Annotated in this window: 15 protein-coding genes; 5 read left to right on the top strand and 10 right to left on the bottom strand. The window is 34.4% G+C overall.

The window, feature by feature from the left end:
- Positions 1-151: 151 nt before the first annotated feature.
- Complete coding sequence (locus D5R40_RS37530; protein ID WP_205127293.1) at positions 152-772, bottom strand: hypothetical protein; 621 nt, start codon at positions 770-772, stop codon at positions 152-154.
- A 126-nt stretch (positions 773-898) separates the two neighbouring features.
- On the opposite strand from D5R40_RS37530, the gene D5R40_RS37525 reads away from it, so the two are divergent.
- Complete coding sequence (locus D5R40_RS37525) at positions 899-1,054, top strand: hypothetical protein (RefSeq protein ID WP_161564407.1); 156 nt, start codon at positions 899-901, stop codon at positions 1,052-1,054.
- A gap of 85 nt (positions 1,055-1,139) precedes the next feature.
- Here the strand turns inward: D5R40_RS37525 and D5R40_RS07515 are convergent, their stop codons facing one another.
- Positions 1,140-2,513 carry a radical SAM/SPASM domain-containing protein gene (locus tag D5R40_RS07515; RefSeq protein ID WP_124144081.1) on the bottom strand — a complete coding sequence of 458 codons (1,374 nt, stop codon included), beginning with the start codon at positions 2,511-2,513 and terminating at the stop codon, positions 1,140-1,142.
- Positions 2,514-2,667: 154 nt separating this feature from the next.
- Here D5R40_RS07515 and D5R40_RS07510 point away from each other — a divergent pair, with 154 nt between their 5' ends.
- On the top strand, positions 2,668-2,934 hold the full coding sequence (locus D5R40_RS07510; protein ID WP_375339373.1) for a zinc ribbon domain-containing protein: 267 nt from the start codon (positions 2,668-2,670) through the stop codon (positions 2,932-2,934).
- Positions 2,935-3,555: 621 nt separating this feature from the next.
- Positions 3,556-4,239 (top strand): CADD family putative folate metabolism protein, encoded by a 684-nt coding sequence (locus D5R40_RS07505; protein ID WP_192901082.1) that lies wholly within the window; start codon positions 3,556-3,558, stop codon positions 4,237-4,239.
- Positions 4,240-4,349: 110 nt separating this feature from the next.
- Here the strand turns inward: D5R40_RS07505 and D5R40_RS07500 are convergent, their stop codons facing one another.
- Positions 4,350-5,345, bottom strand: a complete 996-nt coding sequence (locus D5R40_RS07500) for a phosphonate dehydrogenase (protein ID WP_124144079.1) — start codon at positions 5,343-5,345, stop codon at positions 4,350-4,352.
- On the opposite strand from D5R40_RS07500, the gene D5R40_RS37005 reads away from it, so the two are divergent.
- Positions 5,313-5,546, top strand: coding sequence for a hypothetical protein (locus tag D5R40_RS37005; RefSeq protein WP_192901081.1), 234 nt, complete (start codon positions 5,313-5,315; stop codon positions 5,544-5,546). The genes D5R40_RS07500 and D5R40_RS37005 overlap by 33 nt on opposite strands.
- A gap of 231 nt (positions 5,547-5,777) precedes the next feature.
- On the opposite strand, the gene phnE is transcribed toward D5R40_RS37005, so the two are convergent.
- The 3 genes from phnE to phnC form a co-directional block, all read right to left on the bottom strand.
- Entirely contained in the window at positions 5,778-6,581 is an 804-nt protein-coding gene (phnE, locus tag D5R40_RS07495; RefSeq protein WP_192901080.1) for a phosphonate ABC transporter, permease protein PhnE, read from the bottom strand.
- Between the two features lie 233 nt (positions 6,582-6,814).
- A complete protein-coding gene (gene phnD / locus D5R40_RS07490) occupies positions 6,815-7,738 on the bottom strand; it encodes a phosphate/phosphite/phosphonate ABC transporter substrate-binding protein (protein WP_124144077.1) in 924 nt (307 codons plus the stop codon).
- Positions 7,739-7,909: 171 nt separating this feature from the next.
- Positions 7,910-8,662, bottom strand: coding sequence for a phosphonate ABC transporter ATP-binding protein (gene phnC, locus D5R40_RS07485; RefSeq protein ID WP_124144076.1), 753 nt, complete (start codon positions 8,660-8,662; stop codon positions 7,910-7,912).
- 1,009 nt (positions 8,663-9,671) lie between these two features.
- Here phnC and D5R40_RS07480 point away from each other — a divergent pair.
- Positions 9,672-10,322: a class I SAM-dependent methyltransferase gene (locus D5R40_RS07480; protein WP_124144075.1), complete on the top strand. Its 651-nt coding sequence runs from the start codon at positions 9,672-9,674 to the stop codon at positions 10,320-10,322.
- 190 nt (positions 10,323-10,512) lie between these two features.
- On the opposite strand, the gene D5R40_RS07470 is transcribed toward D5R40_RS07480, so the two are convergent.
- The 4 genes from D5R40_RS07470 to D5R40_RS07455 form a co-directional block, all read right to left on the bottom strand.
- Positions 10,513-11,139, bottom strand: a complete 627-nt coding sequence (locus D5R40_RS07470; protein ID WP_240038857.1) for a Uma2 family endonuclease — start codon at positions 11,137-11,139, stop codon at positions 10,513-10,515.
- A gap of 98 nt (positions 11,140-11,237) precedes the next feature.
- Complete coding sequence (locus D5R40_RS34795) at positions 11,238-11,384, bottom strand: hypothetical protein (RefSeq protein ID WP_161564406.1); 147 nt, start codon at positions 11,382-11,384, stop codon at positions 11,238-11,240.
- 661 nt (positions 11,385-12,045) lie between these two features.
- Positions 12,046-14,787, bottom strand: coding sequence for a CHAT domain-containing protein (locus D5R40_RS07460; RefSeq protein WP_124154439.1), 2,742 nt, complete (start codon positions 14,785-14,787; stop codon positions 12,046-12,048).
- 7 nt (positions 14,788-14,794) lie between these two features.
- On the bottom strand, positions 14,795-15,124 hold the full coding sequence (locus D5R40_RS07455; protein ID WP_124144073.1) for a hypothetical protein: 330 nt from the start codon (positions 15,122-15,124) through the stop codon (positions 14,795-14,797).
- Between the last annotated feature and the right edge of the window lie 284 nt (positions 15,125-15,408).

Raw genomic sequence — 15,408 nt, 5'->3', positions numbered from 1 at the left:
CAAGTAAGTAAGGTTTTGAGGTAGTTATTTTTACCAGTGAAGGAGTGGCTCTTCGTACTTAATTGTACCCATAAAAAAATCCCGCACTTGTTACGAGGCGGGTGAAGTCTATCCTAAATGTCAAGATTTTTAAAGATGTAATTAGCAACAACTAACTACAGGTTGTTGGAATATAAGGATTTTCTGAAAAATATGTATCTTCTTCTCTGTTAGCTATCCAATTATCCAAATCTTCTATTGTCACTGTTGAATTTCCGATTGGGGGGCATGGAGGATAGGGAATTTCAAATGTAAACAGGTATGCAGAATTGATATCTGGATCTTTCATCACTCCATTAAAAGAATTAATGTTGACATTAAATAAGTAACCAAGGAACTCAGTATCGCTTTCACCCAGTTCAAATTCGTCAAAGATAGGAAAAATATATTTTTCATTTATCTCTGGACCAAAAACAGCTTGCAGCAAGTCCCATTCTTTACCTGGACATTGAGGACTAGCTCTGAACAATTTTTTTAAATTTTCACCGACTTCATCACCTGTAGTTGGTTTCATAAAGTAAGCTTTTAATTCATTAGCAGTATTTTTTTTATCTGCATTTTCCGGACTCTCTTCATCAGCCCATCGCCAAATATAGGTAATGATTTGAGAAATTTGCTTTGCTTGCTGATAAAGACGCGTGAGAAACTCTACCGAATGAGAATTTATATTTTTTTCTCTCGATAGTTTACTAATTTTACTAGCCTTATGAAATAAATTACGACCTCCAAACATAAGTTCTCTCCTTTTTTTTATTAATTAAATCAAACCATAAAAATATCTGGGATTATCCCAAACAATTTTGTTCACCATATTCTTGAGATAACTTTTCCTTAAGCTCTACAACACTTTTAACAGTATATGACTGACAATCCATTTGTGGATAATCTGAGCCAAAAGTTAAATTTTCAGAGCCAAGTAAATCAACTATTTGAGAAATACAAGGTACTTATGGATCAACCGCAATATATTGACGACAAAGATACTCTATACATCAGTATAGATAGCATATCTTGAGACTTCCCAATGTTAATTTTTGTATTTTTCATTCAACCGTCACCAGACTCTAAAAGGCCCACCTGCAGTTAAGGATGAAACTTTATTAAACTTGAGAATAAATTTCTGTGACTGTAGTACTCAGAACTTGACATTCATCTTTTGTTTCTCTATTAATAACTTGTGACATCCACATATCACAATCTTTACAAGCTGTTCTTTTTTCTAATTCATTCAATATTAAATCTCGTCGCAGTTGCTTAAATAATTCTCCAGACCAAATTTCTTGTAATGTTTGTTGATGATAATCTCCTAAACTTTCAATATCTTTGTCAAAGCCTAATCTAAATAAAGTTTCTATACAATAATATATTCTGCCATCGGGCAAGACTGCCATTTCTATAAAAGGAAATAAACAAGGCCACCTTTCTTGAGCTTTTTGTTGATAATATTGGAGAGATTTTTGTACTGCTTGATTAGTTTTTTTGAGTCGCATATTGGTTTGTTGATATTCGGCGACATTTAAAATAAAAATACTATTTACTTTCGATAACCAACGATTAAAAAATAGTTGTTCTTCTGCTTCTGTTACATCTTGATTTCTGACAAAGGATGTTCTGACTTCACAGGAAATTCCTAATTTATCTCTAATTTTCAGGAAATTAATTACATTAGATTCTACTCGGTTAAAATCAGCTCCTCTAACTTTTAAATAAGTTTCTGGAGTTGCTGCATCAATACTAATATCAATACTGGTTAATCCGGCTTTTAATAATGCTGTAGCTCTAGTCTCATCCAGCAGTTGACCATTAGTTGTCAGATGAACTTTAGGAACTCCTTGCTGTCTACAGAGTTGAATAAAATCTATAATTTGAGGATGTAGAAGAGGTTCTTCAACACTGCCAATAAAAATGGTAATTCCGGCTTTGCCACAGTCTTGTGCTAGTCGTTCCATCATTTGCCAAGACATCTGTTTTTTCCCTTGAAAAAAGTCTGTGGTATGAGTTGGTTTTAACAGAGAACTGTGATAGGGACACATGACACATTTGAGATTGCAGGTATTACCGACAATTACTCTGACATAAGAGGGATTAATTGCTTTTCCATAATGGTCAGTAAAGTAATGTAGTTGTTCATCAATATCAATTTCAGATATTAAGGTCAAAGGAATGCGATCGTTTTTTTTACCTGTTAAGAAATCTTCAATTTGTGGCTGTAATTTATGCCAGATGTTACTGAATTGTTGGGGATATAAATAGGCTAATATCGGATAAGTGGGTAAACCTAATTCTGAGAGAATAGGCAAAGTTGGTTGAAAAACAATTATGGAATTATCTTCTTTGGCTGTAAGTAATAATTTTTCTAGGCTTTTTGGATGTAAAGGAATACCATGAGGGGGAATTTCTAGTACCCTATTTGGTATTTTCCAGTTATCATCGATTGGGGTAGTTAATAGTTTTTGAGGATCGTTGATCATCATTTTTTTGTTACTTGATTAAGATATGTTTATGGAGTCTGTTAGTATTTTAGTTATTGTTTTTCAAAAAAACATCCCGCATTTGTGATGAGGCTGGTACAGTCTATCCTAAATTTCAAGATTTTTAAAGATGTAACTAGTAACAACTTGCTGTTAGTTGTTGGAATATAAGGATTTTCCGAGTTCTAACTGTGGTCATGTAGTAGAAAAATTACCTCTAAAGATTAGAGAGTGGGATTGTCACTCCTGTGGTAGTCACCATGATAGGGATATAAATGCAAGTATAAATATTTTGGCTGCTGGGCTAGCAGTGTCAGTCTGCGGAGCGACCGTAAGATCTGAAGGGAACAAATCCCAGAGGACAGGTGCGATGAGGCAGAAAACCCCTAACAGCAATGCTAGGGAATCCCGCGCTGTCTCGTAAGAGCAGCGTCGGGAGGATGTCAACACTCTACTTTGTGTAAGTCCCATTATTGAATTCTCATTCCTGACTTCAGCGATCGCTATTTGAAAAGTTTTAATTATCAATTTCAGCTTCTAATTTTAAATTTTTCAACTTTGTCATCAACCTCTGACAAAAAACATCAAAAAAAGCCTCAATTAGCTAACGGAGTTTCAATAGTTTCAGCTTTCCCATGATAAAATTAATAGATAATAATCCAAGGGTATTTGTGACTTGATAAGATTTTTAAGCCCAAAACCATGATTATTTCGTTGTTTTTCAAGAAATTACCTGATATTTATTCAACAAAGATTGACTAATTTTCATCAGTTGCTCTAACAATGGTTTGACGTAGTTACAAATATATGGTAATGGCTAAATATCTTCCAAACTATAGCACTACATCTTTTAGTGAGGACGATAAATTTTAGTTATAGCAGTACGCAAATAGGTTAGGGCAATTGTAAACACTCAAACTCAATCAGGGATTACTTCTGACTTCTGACTTCTGACTTGCGCGTAGCGCTATAGAGCAACATATGATAATATCCATATCTGAAACTATTAATTTACTAAATAAGTATGTTGCTTCAAAATACACAAATGACTGCACAAGATTTCCTTGCACAACTTGATGAGATTATTGAAAAACAACATTTACTTAAGCATTCTTTCTACCAAATGTGGAATGAAGGAAAACTTTCTCTAGAAATGTTGCAAGAGTATGCTCAAGAGTATTATCTACAAGTTCATTATTTCCCCACTTATGTTAGTGCTACTCATGCAGCTTGTGATGATTTAGAAACTCGTAAAATGCTCTTGGAAAATCTCATGGAAGAGGAAATGGGAGCAGCAAATCATCCGGAATTATGGTTACGTTTTGCGGAAGGTTTGGGTGTAAAACGAGAGGCAGTTAAGAATAGGCAACATTTAGCAAAAACCAAGGAATCTGTAAGTATTCTCAAAGAGTTATCCCGCAGTGAAAATCCGGCAAAAGGTTTAGCTGCTCTTTATGCTTATGAGTCTCAAATTCCTGAAGTAGCTACTACTAAAATTGCTGGTTTGAAAGAATTTTATGGCATTAATTCTGAATCAGCTTTAGCCTTTTTTCAAGTACATGAAAAAGCTGATGAAATTCACAGCCAAGTTACAAGAGAAGCATTAGTAAAAATGTGCGAAACTGATGTTGAAAAACAGGAAGCATTATCAGCAGCAGCTAAGGCAGTAGATGCTTTAAATTTATTGCTTGATGGTGTTTATGAAGAATATTGTCAAGCTGTAAATTAACTAAATTTACAATCAAAAGTTTTAAATAATTAGGTTACTGATGAGAGACTAGGGGTTTTACATATCTGCCTCTAGTCTTTTGAATAGTAATTATTCAAATTGATTCTATATTATAGCTTATTAATTGCTCCTTGAGGCATATTTCCTGATAAAACTTGAATAATATTTTTAGCTGCTTCAAGAGCAATATCATGGCGAATTTCATCAACAGCGGAACCTATATGAGGTGTAAAAAAAGTCTGATTTTTCTCGGTTATTAATGCCTCACAAATGTCTTGAGGACGATGAGGAATTGCCCAATCTTCCATCTCAAATACATCAGCAGCATATCCAGCTAAATGTCCTGATTGAATTGCTGAGGCGATCGCTGTCTCATCTACAACTGACCCCCGACAAGGATTAATTAGGAAACTGTTTGGTTTCATCTGAGCTAAGGTATCTTGATTAATCAGATGATAGGTATTAGGAATTAAGGGTACCATTAATACTACATAATCACTAATTGTTAAGAGTTCTTCTAAAGACACTCTAGAGATTTTCCAGACAGTTTCTTGTTCTACAGATAAGGGAATAGGATCGCTGTAGAGTAAATTCATTTCAAATCCTACTAATCTTTGAGCTAAAGCTTTTCCTAATTTTCCCATCCCTACAATTCCTAGGGTTTTATGTAATAATCCGGTACTATAAAGTTGTGGTTTCCATCCTTGAAAGTTAGTATCACGAATTAGGCGATCGCCTTCTAACATTCGACGACCTAATCCAATTAGTAAACCAATGGTTAATTCTGCTGTGGGTGCTGCTAATAAATCGGGAACAATTGTGAACCAAATACCTCGTTTTGTACAAGCATCTATATCAAAATTATCATAACCTCTTAAAGCTCCTGCAATAACTTTTAATTGGGGACAAGCATCTAAAAAACTCGATTCAATATAGTCAGGCATAAATACCATTAAACCTTCAGCTTCTTTAGTTCGTTTGATAATTTCTTCACGAGATAATGTGTCTTGAGTTTGATTGAGAATAACATCACAACTTTGACTCAAATAATCAATAACTTCAGGATGAATCCAATGGGTAATAACAACTTTAGGTTTTTTATTCATAATGAGGAAGGAGGAAGGAAGAAGGAGGAAGGAAGAGGGAAGAAGGAAGAAGGAGGAAGGAAAAAGGAAGAAGGAAGAAGGAGGAAGGAAAAAGGAAGAAGGTTGATTTTTAATAGTAAACATCAAAAACCGAGTTTCTGGCTTCGCCAGCGTAATACCACATTAAAAAAAATGCTACAAAAAGATAGCTGCTCTAATTAATTTTAGATAGTTATATCTATCGTTTGGGTGCATCTCAATGCAAGAATAAAGCCAAAAATTTATAGTTTTTAGGCAACAGGCAACAGGGAATAGAGAATAGGGAATATATAGGAAAAAAGTATTTTTGCAAATATGAGATGCACCCTATAGTTTTTCCCTTTTTTTCAATATTTACTCCTTCTTCCTTCTTCTTTGTTCCCTCTTCCTTCTTCCTTCTTTCTTTGACTAGAATTAAATAAATTTTTGACGTAAATAATTACTTAAACTATCAACTAAAGTAACCATTATTAACACAACCAATAAAAGTGCGGAAACTTCCTCATATTTGAGTAAACGTAAGGCTCCAATAATCTCAAACCCAATGCCACCAGCTCCCACAGCACCTAATACCATTGAAGCTCGAAAATTGTATTCCCAACGGTAAAAAGTCACATCAGCAATTTGAGGAAAAATTTGAGGAAAAATGCTATGAAAAATAATTTGTAAATGATTAGCACCTGCAGATTTTGCAGCTTCAATCGGAGAATTATCTGTATGTTCTATAGCTTCAGCAAAAAATTTTCCCACCATACCAATTGAATGAAATCCTAATGCTAATACCCCAGGAAGTGTGCCAAATCCAACTGCTGCCACAAAAAGAATTCCTAGAATTAATTCAGGAATTGCCCTGGCTATATTTAGAATCATTCTTGATAGGAAATAAACAAAAGGATGAGGTGTAGTATTACGAGCAGCTCCTAAAGAAAGGGGAAGAGAAAGAGCAATAGCCATACCTGTTCCAGCAATACTCATAGCAATAGTATCAACTAAAGGTTTAATCCAGTCTAGAGCGCGACTAAAATCTGGCGGAAACATTTCTCCAACCATGCCAATTAAGTCAGGAACCCCCTCAGATAACCGTTGTCCATCAAGTAATCCCACACTCCCAAAGCTCACTAAAATAATGCCTAACAAAGTCAATGTTTTAGTCAAAGAAATATACCAACTTCTTTGTTGTTGACGGAGCAAACTATCAAATTTATTAGAAGTAACCATTATTTCAGTTATCAGTTATCATTTATCAGTTGTCAGTAAAGATAATTTTTAGAAGAAAATTGACTAATTTTTGTAAACATTCAGCGGTCAGCGGTCAGCCATCAGCCATTAGTTATTGCTTTTCGTTTTACATAAAAGCTTCATTGAAACTTGAGCTGCTTAAGAGCAGGGTTTAGAATTAAATATTACTATACTAATCCGGGTCTTATAGCTGATAGCTGACAGCTTATTTATTATTTACTCAATTCAGCAAAATCAAGATCGAGTAATTTTCCTAAGTCTCTCACCACATTATAATCTTCATCTGTAATTGATTGAAATCCATCTGCTTTAAATGGTTTTAGTATCGCTTCATCTTCTAATTCTAAAAATGCCTGTTGAATTTGTGCTTTAAGTTCAGGTTCTAAATCAGAACGCATTGTCCAAGGATATTGAGGAAAAGGTTTAGATTCAGCAATAATAATTACCTTATTTTTATCAATTGTTCCCCTCTCAACTAAGGCAGTGAAAATGGGTTTGCTCAACCCTCCCGCTTGTGCTTTTCCATTAGCAACAGCAACAGCAACAGCATCATGGGCACCCGCAAAAACTTCTTCATAATTTTCCCCTGGTTTTAATCCTTTTTCCATTAACATTGACTTGGGAATTAAGTGACTAGAAGTAGAAGCTTGATCGCCATAGGCCATAACTTTTCCTTCTATTTTTTCATAGGAATCAATTCCTGATTCTGCATTACCAATAACTAGAGCTTGATAAGTGGTTTTTCCATCTTTTTCTAAAGCAGCAAAGGGTTCAATATTACTTTTAGTTTTGGCTAAAACGTAAGATAATGGACCAAAATAGGCTAAATCTAAACGTCCTTTGCTAGCCACTTCAATCATAGAAGAATAATCAGTGCTGACAAATAATTCAATATCTTTACTTAGTTTATTTTCTAAATAAGTCTCAAGTCCTTGATTATTTTGAATGACAGTAGCTGCAGATTCATCTGGTAATAAAGCAACAACTAATTTATCAGGGTTAGCTTTTATATCTGCTTGTGTAGGCTGATTTTCTGTACTTGATGTTTGAGTATTAGAATTACTACAACTCACTAAACCTAACCAAGCCAAAAAAACCACTATCAAAAAATTTTTTTTGAGGATTAAACTTAACATAATCTGTCTTGACTAAACAATTAATGAAATAATTATAAATCTTGTCTATCAAAAGTCAATCCCTTTTTTTTCTAATGTGTTATAAATAACATTTATGCAGTTTTACTTAAAGGTAGAGTTAGATATATAGCAATTTCCAAAGTTATGAGGTAAAGTTGTTTTTCTTCTTTTCTATTCCCTATTCCCTATTCCCTGTTCCCTTTGATAAATTTCTTCAAGTTGTTGGTTTTTTATCTCTGAAGGACTACCATCAAAGAGAATAGTCCCTTTACCTAATCCAATAATACGATCAGCATATTCTAAAGCTAAATCAACTTGGTGTAAACTAACTAAAGCTCCAATTCCATCTTCCTGACAAATATTTCGTAAATTGGATAAAACTTGATGAGAACTGGCAGGATCTAAACTAGCGATCGGTTCATCAGCTAAGAGAAATTTAGGTTTTTGGGCCAAAGCACGAGCAATTCCTACTCGTTGTTGTTGTCCTCCACTTAAAGCTTTCACAGGTGTTAAAGCTTTGTCTAATAAACCTACTCTTTCTAGACAGTTTAAGGCAATATATTGATCTTTTTTAGGAAGAGGGAATAAACTTCTCAGGGTAGAATGATAAGCTAAACGACCTACTAGAACATTTTTCAGAGCTGTTTGTCGAGGAATTAATTGATGTTGTTGAAAAATCATTCCTGTCCTTTGACGATGTTTTTGTAATATTTTGGGGTGATGTAAATTACTGTTACCTTCAGTAATGACTTGACCACTTGTAGGATGAGTAAGAAAGTTTATACAGCGTAAGAGGGTAGATTTTCCCGCCCCAGAAGACCCTAAAATTACCGTGAATTCCCCTTGAGTAAATTCAACAGAAATGTTCTGTAAAGCTATTGTGCCATCTTGGTAAGTTACCCCCAGATTATTCAGAGAAATCATAATGTTTGATTAGTTAAATGATTAATTAATTTTTCCTAGAGTTTACTTTTTATATCAATATTTGGTCAAGTATATAGCAATTCCCAAAAAGCGTGAGGTACAAAATTCCTTGGTTTTAGGGAGTAGGGAGTAGGGAGTATTCAATAATTAATAATTAATCATTAATAATTACCTCTTCTTTTCAAGGAGAGGATTGACTCAAAGGAAATTTTTTTCTTGTTTCTCCTTTAAAGGAGAGGCTTTAAACCTTAATTATTCGGTAACTCTGGTTTTGTAGGAATCGATAAATAAGAAAAAAAACTGTACCTCATTAGCTTGGGAAACGCTATATTTTGTGAAATTTTTGTCTAAATATCCCCAAGTTAAGTATCTATATTAAACTTCTCCATAAAATAGGGAGTAGGAATAAATAATTGATGTATCTAGTGTCGCTACGCGGAAGTTAAAAGTTAAAAGTCAAAAGTATTGATATATTGAAAAAGTTTAGGCAAGCTATAACCTTCAAAAATTGATGAAAAAATAAACCTCAGTATTTCAAGGTTATAGCTTTAACTGGAGGTATACCAATTTGATAAATGTTTGCTACAAATAGCTAGGGGAATTTTTTAGGTGTCAACCCACCCCTAACCTCTCCCAGGAGGGGAATTCAGGAGTCAGAATGAATAGCTTCGATACCATTTATTAGTTAAAAACTTATCTTATTAGTCAAAGAGACATCTCCTTTCAACAATTAATAATTACCTCTCCTTGAAAAGAAGATAATTGACGCAAAAGGGAAAATTTTTTCTTCTCTTGGTCGATTGGATATGGCGAGGAAACCCGCTCTTGACAGAGCCGCTCCGCTAACGCCATCCCACCCTTCGGGAAGCTGCGAAGATCGACCGCTTTTTTCTCCTTTAAAGGAGAGGTTTTAAACCTTAATTATTCGGTAAAATATTTTGACTGCCCTTATTATTAGTAATATTCTTTTTTCAAATTTATAGTACTAATAACTGATAACTGAAATAACATGAACGAAATTAAAATTCAAAGGCAATACGATGAACTTGCTAATATTTACGATTTACGCTGGCGTAATTATATAATTAATACTCTTACCTTTCTACATAATTGGGAGCAAATTGAGCCACAAGCAAGTATTTTAGATGTTGCTTGTGGCACTGGGGAATTTGAAAGACTTTTGCTTGACAAAAATCTAAAACAAGAAATTATAGGAGTTGATATATCTGAAAATATGTTAAATGTAGCTAGGAAAAAATATCAGGCTTATTCTAACGTTAAGTTTCAACAAGCATCTGTTCATTCATTGCCATTTAACAGTCATTCTTTTGATGTAGTTGTATGTGCTAATTCTTTTCATTTTTTTGACAAACCTCAAGTAGCATTAGGAGAAATGAAACGGGTGCTTAAACCAAATGGTAAAGTAATAATTATTGACTGGAATAAAGATTATTTTGTCTGTAGAATTTGTGACTGGTTCTTACAAATTTTCGACCCTGCTCATCAACAATGTTATACCCAAGCAGAATTACATCAGTTATTAGTATCTGCTCAATTTGAAGTACATTCTGCAACTAAATTTCGTTTAGGAGTTATTTGGGGAATGATGGCTGTAACTGCATTTTTTAGGAGTCAGGAGTCAGGAGTCAGGAGTCAATAGAAATAGCCTATATATCATTTATTAGAGTTATTAGAATAAAACTCTGTTTTTAGTAAAATAGACATTTCTAGGTAAATTTTTCTAACCATTGACGAAATTCACGGAGTAAAGCATTCTCTCCTTTTTCTCCTCGCCTAATGAGAAAGTTTAAAATAACTGACTTGGATAAAATTGGCAAAACATTTGACTTTTATTGTTCCTGATAACTCCAATTTTCCAAACAATAATTGAAGAAGGAGACAGGAGACAGGAGACAGGAGACAGGAGGAAAATTACATGGGGATTCTAACCCCAAGTAATTTTGAACACCGTGTAGACGGTGGGGTATTAAACCCACAAAGAAAATGATAAATAATTTTTCTCCATCAAATCTCCATATTTCTCGGATACCTAAAGCAGCATAAATTGTTAAACGGTCTAAAGAACTGCTGGTAATATAAATCTCAATTGCTAAATCTGGAGGTGGGTCGCGATCTAAATCAAATTTAATTTTACCTCGTACTAATTCCTCATTGGTGATGTAATAACATTCATCAGGTTCAACCCCTTTTTGCAAATCTTTTCGACTTAATGTTGTCGAACCAAGACTTGATATTTCTAATCCTAATACTTCTGTAGTTGTTTGTACCAGTCGTCCTAAAAAACCTTTATTAATTTCATGTTCTGGTAAGGGAGTCATAATTTCTAATGTACCTTGGTCGTAGGTCAATTTTTTACCAGGATTTTCTGCTAAATCTAACAATAATGCTTGATAGGTTTCCCATTTAATTCCTGTTAATAGAGTTGAATTTTCTGGTTTTAATAGAGTTTTAGTCATGGTAATTTCAGTGAGGGGAGCCTTCAAAATCCCCCTTTCCAAGGGGGATTTAGGGGGATTTTAAATGTACTTTGTAACTGTGGGATTTGCTATAGTATCTAATATTCAAATAATTCTCTCTGCTCAAAATTACCTTGAGAATATCTAACAAAAGTTTCATCTTGGATACTGCCATAAGTGTTTTCAATAAATTCATGCCAAGACTGATTTTCAGGTTGGTTATTATCTTGAATTAAATTAATCATTGTCCCCAAAACCTGTTTTTCTTCTGGGGTTAAGTTATTAATAATTTATGCTAGGGATTTAACTAATTTTAAATTCATAAAAACCTCTAATAATTACTTTGGAAGGATATGGCAGTTTGTAGGTTGGGTTGAGGTAACGTTAGCGCAGCTTATCCGAAGGATAAACCCAACTCTAACTGCTTGTTTTGAATTTGGTATTATTTGTTGGGTTTCACTTCGTTCTACCCAACCTACTGTTACTCAAATTAATTAATGTCACTTATCGCTACATTTGTCAAAGGAAATTCTAGTATTTGTAGGTTGGGTTGAGGTAACGTTAGCGCAGCTTATCCGAAGGATAAACCCAACTCTAACTGCTTGTTTTGAATTTGGTATTATTTGTTGGGTTTCACTTCGTTCTACCCAACCTACTGTTACTCAAATTAATTAATGTCACTTATCGCTACATTTGTCAAAGGAAAATCTAAGAGGTTGAATAGAAAAGTATAAGTACCTCACAACAAGAGGTGGCAATGCAATTTTTTAATGATGTGTAGAGGGAGAAATGGGTTATAAAAAACTGATAACTGATAACTGAACTGTACCAAGTATCAAAAATGCTGAAATAGAGAAAACTCACGAAATTGAGTTTCAAAAATTTTTTTATCTTAACGGTTCTAGCTTAGTATACACAAGGCCCCTGTAGAAGGGAAGGTGCCAATCCAAATGTGTATTCACCAGAAGTTAGGTCAGAGTCATCCAACCATTCCACTTCACGCCATCCGACTTCGTTACAGAACGCTTCCCATACTTGTTCATTACATTCTCTCGTACTAACCAAATTCTGATAAGTTCCCTCTAGGACAGAAAAGCCAAACTTACCTTTACTATATTTTACCCAAATTTGGTCTATTTTTCTAAGTATTGAAAGTGGAATCTCCTCATGAATATCTTCTTTGTGAATATTGTTTAATGCCATTACTTGATACAAAATAAATGCTGTCTCTTCATCAGCTTTTATCCATTCATCTTGACACAAATATTCTTCTAATTTAACATAAAAATTATCCTCTGATAGTTCAGTTTTGCTTTGCCTAAGTTCAGACTCATAAGCTTCATCAACTTCAGAAAAATCAGCATCAAGCATTTGATAAAACCCCCGTCGAAATCTCTGAGAATTTTCTTTGTTAGCAAACATTAAACGGAAAATCTCACGCCATTTTTCCTGACTTCTATTGTCTCTCCTGCCCCATACCTCAAACAACTTTTTCAAACCTTTTTCATACAAAGAATAAACATCAGGAACTCCCGGCAATTTAATACTCGAAATAATACGAGGTAAAATCCGCGAAACTCGATAAAGACGCTCAGATTCTTCTACTTCCGAACTAACCTCTATCAAACCTAAATCAATCCCTCTATTTAGTTGTTCTTTATAACCAGAAATAGACTCACAAACCGCCTCTAAAGCTAACATCGGTACAGGAATTTCAAACACCAAACAATGACTCAATACCCGCACAATTTTTTTATCAACTTGTGCATAAAGTTCAGACAAAATAATCTTTCCTTGCCAATCTTCAGAACCAGATTCAAGCTGACTTAACTTCTCCTCAATATCCTCACAACCAAGCACATCTTTATCCAACCATTCCAATAAACGAGCATTTCCATCTGCAAGTTTTAACGCTCTTGCGATTAACTTTTCATCAACTTTTCCCGACTTAAAATTCTCCAGACGTTTCAACTTTTTCTCTAAGTCAGCTTTTCTAAATGCGTCTAAACCTTGTACCCAAAACTCATTTAATAAATCAGATTGAAACTCATAACGACAAGTAATAATAATTTTTTCCCTCGCACCTACTTCTCGAATTGCAAAAACCAAAGCATTTAAAACTTCTGCCGCTTCAGGTTTCAAAACATATCCGCCTTCACGAGGTTCGAGATTCCATTCAAAGTCATCGAAAAGAAAAAGAAAAGGTTTTTCTCCAGCTTCAATCAAATTTTCAAACAAATCTCGCAACCTATATTTAAGTTCATCTTGGTTATTCTTTAAGGCAAAACGTAGGTCAGCATCTCTCAATTTATCCGCCAATTTTTCCACTAAATTAGAATTATCAATTTGTCGCCACCATAAAACATTTTCATATTCCGATAAACGTTCCCAAAGTCGAGAAGCAATGGTACTTTTTCCCAAACCTCCCATACCATGAATTAATACTCCCAACTTCTCATCCAACTTAAAAGCACGGAGACAATTTTGTAACTGACGACGACGGCCAACAAAATCTTGACGAGTAGCAACCCTAAGTTTGCCTTCTGGATCTCTAAATTCAATAGTTTTCTGGTAACGGGGTGCAGGTTTTCTACCTGGTTTTCTCAAGGGAGTTACTAACGCTCCCGGTAAACTACCCGCCACATAAAGTCGTAATTTATGCCAGTCTCTAGCATTAACCTTAATTAATTCTTGGTAAGTTTCCGCTAATGCTACCGTTACTCCCTTACCAGAAGACAATCCCTGATATAGTTTTGCTGCTGCTGTCGTTGCGTCTGTATCTAATACCCGATCGCCCCATCCTAAAACTGCTGTTGCACCTTGACTTAATAAAGATTCTGCCATTGACGGAATATTTTCCCGATGTGAATATCCACTCCCACAACCGGATAAAAAAATCAGTTTTGGGTGCTGAAATTGTAACTCTGTAGCAATATCTTCGGCACTACTATATTCTGCTTCTCCATATTCTGTCTCAGTAACAAAGCAAGGTTTATTGTTCCGAAGTTTTGCATGGCCTGTGAGATGAACAACATCAAAAAAATTCTCTTCCTGACTTTCCACTAGATAACCTAACTCAGTCAAACAACCACTTTCTTCTACTTCTAAATATAGAGGCGATCGCTTAGTTGCCTCTAAAATACTTCCCTCCTCCGCTTCAAAATCAAGTTCAGAAAAATCGTCTCTCGTATTGCGGGGGGAACTTGCAATAAACACAACATTTAATGCTCGGTTATGAGGTTGATTTTGAAAAAAAAGTTGTTGATTATCTGTCATCCAACGAACAGGAATAATGGCAGGTTTACGCTGAACTAAAAATCCATTATCATCATGGAGCAACTCCCAAGGTAAATGAGCTAATCTTTCGGAAGTAGAAATTGCTAAAACAATTCCTTCCCGTTGATTTTTATCTAATTCTCTTTGCAAAATACGGTCATTTCCATCTAACCAATTATAAAGTCTTTGACCAGTTTTGGCGTATTCGTCTGGCAGTCTAGTGTAATAACCTCTCTCTAACTTTTCAATTAGAGCAGAAATTTCTGTCAGAGATAATTGATAAGATTGGTAATCATTGGGATTATTCCAAAAGTATCGGAATTGGGCATAATCATCCCCTATTAATTTCAAGTTTAAGTGGAGAATTTGCATAGCTATTTTATCCGAAACTTTCCAAAATATCTTTGATTTGTTCTACAGTTGCATCTTTCAGTAAAAGTCGCTTTTCTCCAGAAACAATTTCGACCTTCTCTAGTTTTTTCTCATGTTTTTTGAAACACTGAAAAATCTTCTCTGCAATGGTTAAAGTATTATTAATAATAACAGAAGTTCCTGAACCAATTCCAACTATTGTCAGAATGGTTGCTAAATCAATCCCTTTTTGATTGCCATCTGCATCTATTTTATAACTACCTTCTATACCTTCAATTTCCAGAATTTCTTCTGTAGCTTGGACAGCATCTAAACCATCAATAGCTATTTTAAGCATTATTCAACTCACCAACTTTTTTGATTTGATTATAACAGATACAGGACTTATACCAATTTTCTCCTTCTTATATCATGTCCGTTTAATTAGTGATCAAAAAATCATCTTCTCACTTCTACGGCCAGGGAAAACGCATCTAATTTTTTTGACAAATGACCAAAAATAAAATTTCAAATGGAGAATATGCGATCGCGTTGCGGACTGGCAGTCTATCGCTTCTCAAATCACTGTCAAAAATACCAAAATTTTCAAGAGTAAAAAGTCTCAAATCAATTCAATAATTA

Source organism: Okeania hirsuta (assembly GCF_003838195.1).
Taxonomy (GTDB): Bacteria; Cyanobacteriota; Cyanobacteriia; order Cyanobacteriales; family Microcoleaceae; genus Okeania; species Okeania hirsuta.
Note: the sequence above shows the minus strand (reverse complement) of the source record. Positions and strands in the feature narration are given on the sequence as shown.

Coding starts and splice junctions, on each gene's coding strand:
- D5R40_RS37530 (WP_205127293.1), bottom strand. CDS start 772: ATGTTTGGAGGTCGTAATTTATTTCATAAGGCTAGTAAAATTAGTAAA.
- D5R40_RS37525 (WP_161564407.1), top strand. CDS start 899: ATGACTGACAATCCATTTGTGGATAATCTGAGCCAAAAGTTAAATTTT.
- D5R40_RS07515 (WP_124144081.1), bottom strand. CDS start 2,513: ATGATGATCAACGATCCTCAAAAACTATTAACTACCCCAATCGATGAT.
- D5R40_RS07505 (WP_192901082.1), top strand. CDS start 3,556: ATGACTGCACAAGATTTCCTTGCACAACTTGATGAGATTATTGAAAAA.
- D5R40_RS37005 (WP_192901081.1), top strand. CDS start 5,313: ATGGGTAATAACAACTTTAGGTTTTTTATTCATAATGAGGAAGGAGGA.
- D5R40_RS07500 (WP_124144079.1), bottom strand. CDS start 5,345: ATGAATAAAAAACCTAAAGTTGTTATTACCCATTGGATTCATCCTGAA.
- phnE (WP_192901080.1), bottom strand. CDS start 6,581: ATGGTTACTTCTAATAAATTTGATAGTTTGCTCCGTCAACAACAAAGA.
- phnD (WP_124144077.1), bottom strand. CDS start 7,738: ATGTTAAGTTTAATCCTCAAAAAAAATTTTTTGATAGTGGTTTTTTTG.
- phnC (WP_124144076.1), bottom strand. CDS start 8,662: ATGATTTCTCTGAATAATCTGGGGGTAACTTACCAAGATGGCACAATA.
- D5R40_RS07480 (WP_124144075.1), top strand. CDS start 9,672: ATGAACGAAATTAAAATTCAAAGGCAATACGATGAACTTGCTAATATT.
- D5R40_RS07470 (WP_240038857.1), bottom strand. CDS start 11,139: ATGACTAAAACTCTATTAAAACCAGAAAATTCAACTCTATTAACAGGA.
- D5R40_RS34795 (WP_161564406.1), bottom strand. CDS start 11,384: ATGATTAATTTAATTCAAGATAATAACCAACCTGAAAATCAGTCTTGG.
- D5R40_RS07460 (WP_124154439.1), bottom strand. CDS start 14,787: ATGCAAATTCTCCACTTAAACTTGAAATTAATAGGGGATGATTATGCC.
- D5R40_RS07455 (WP_124144073.1), bottom strand. CDS start 15,124: ATGCTTAAAATAGCTATTGATGGTTTAGATGCTGTCCAAGCTACAGAA.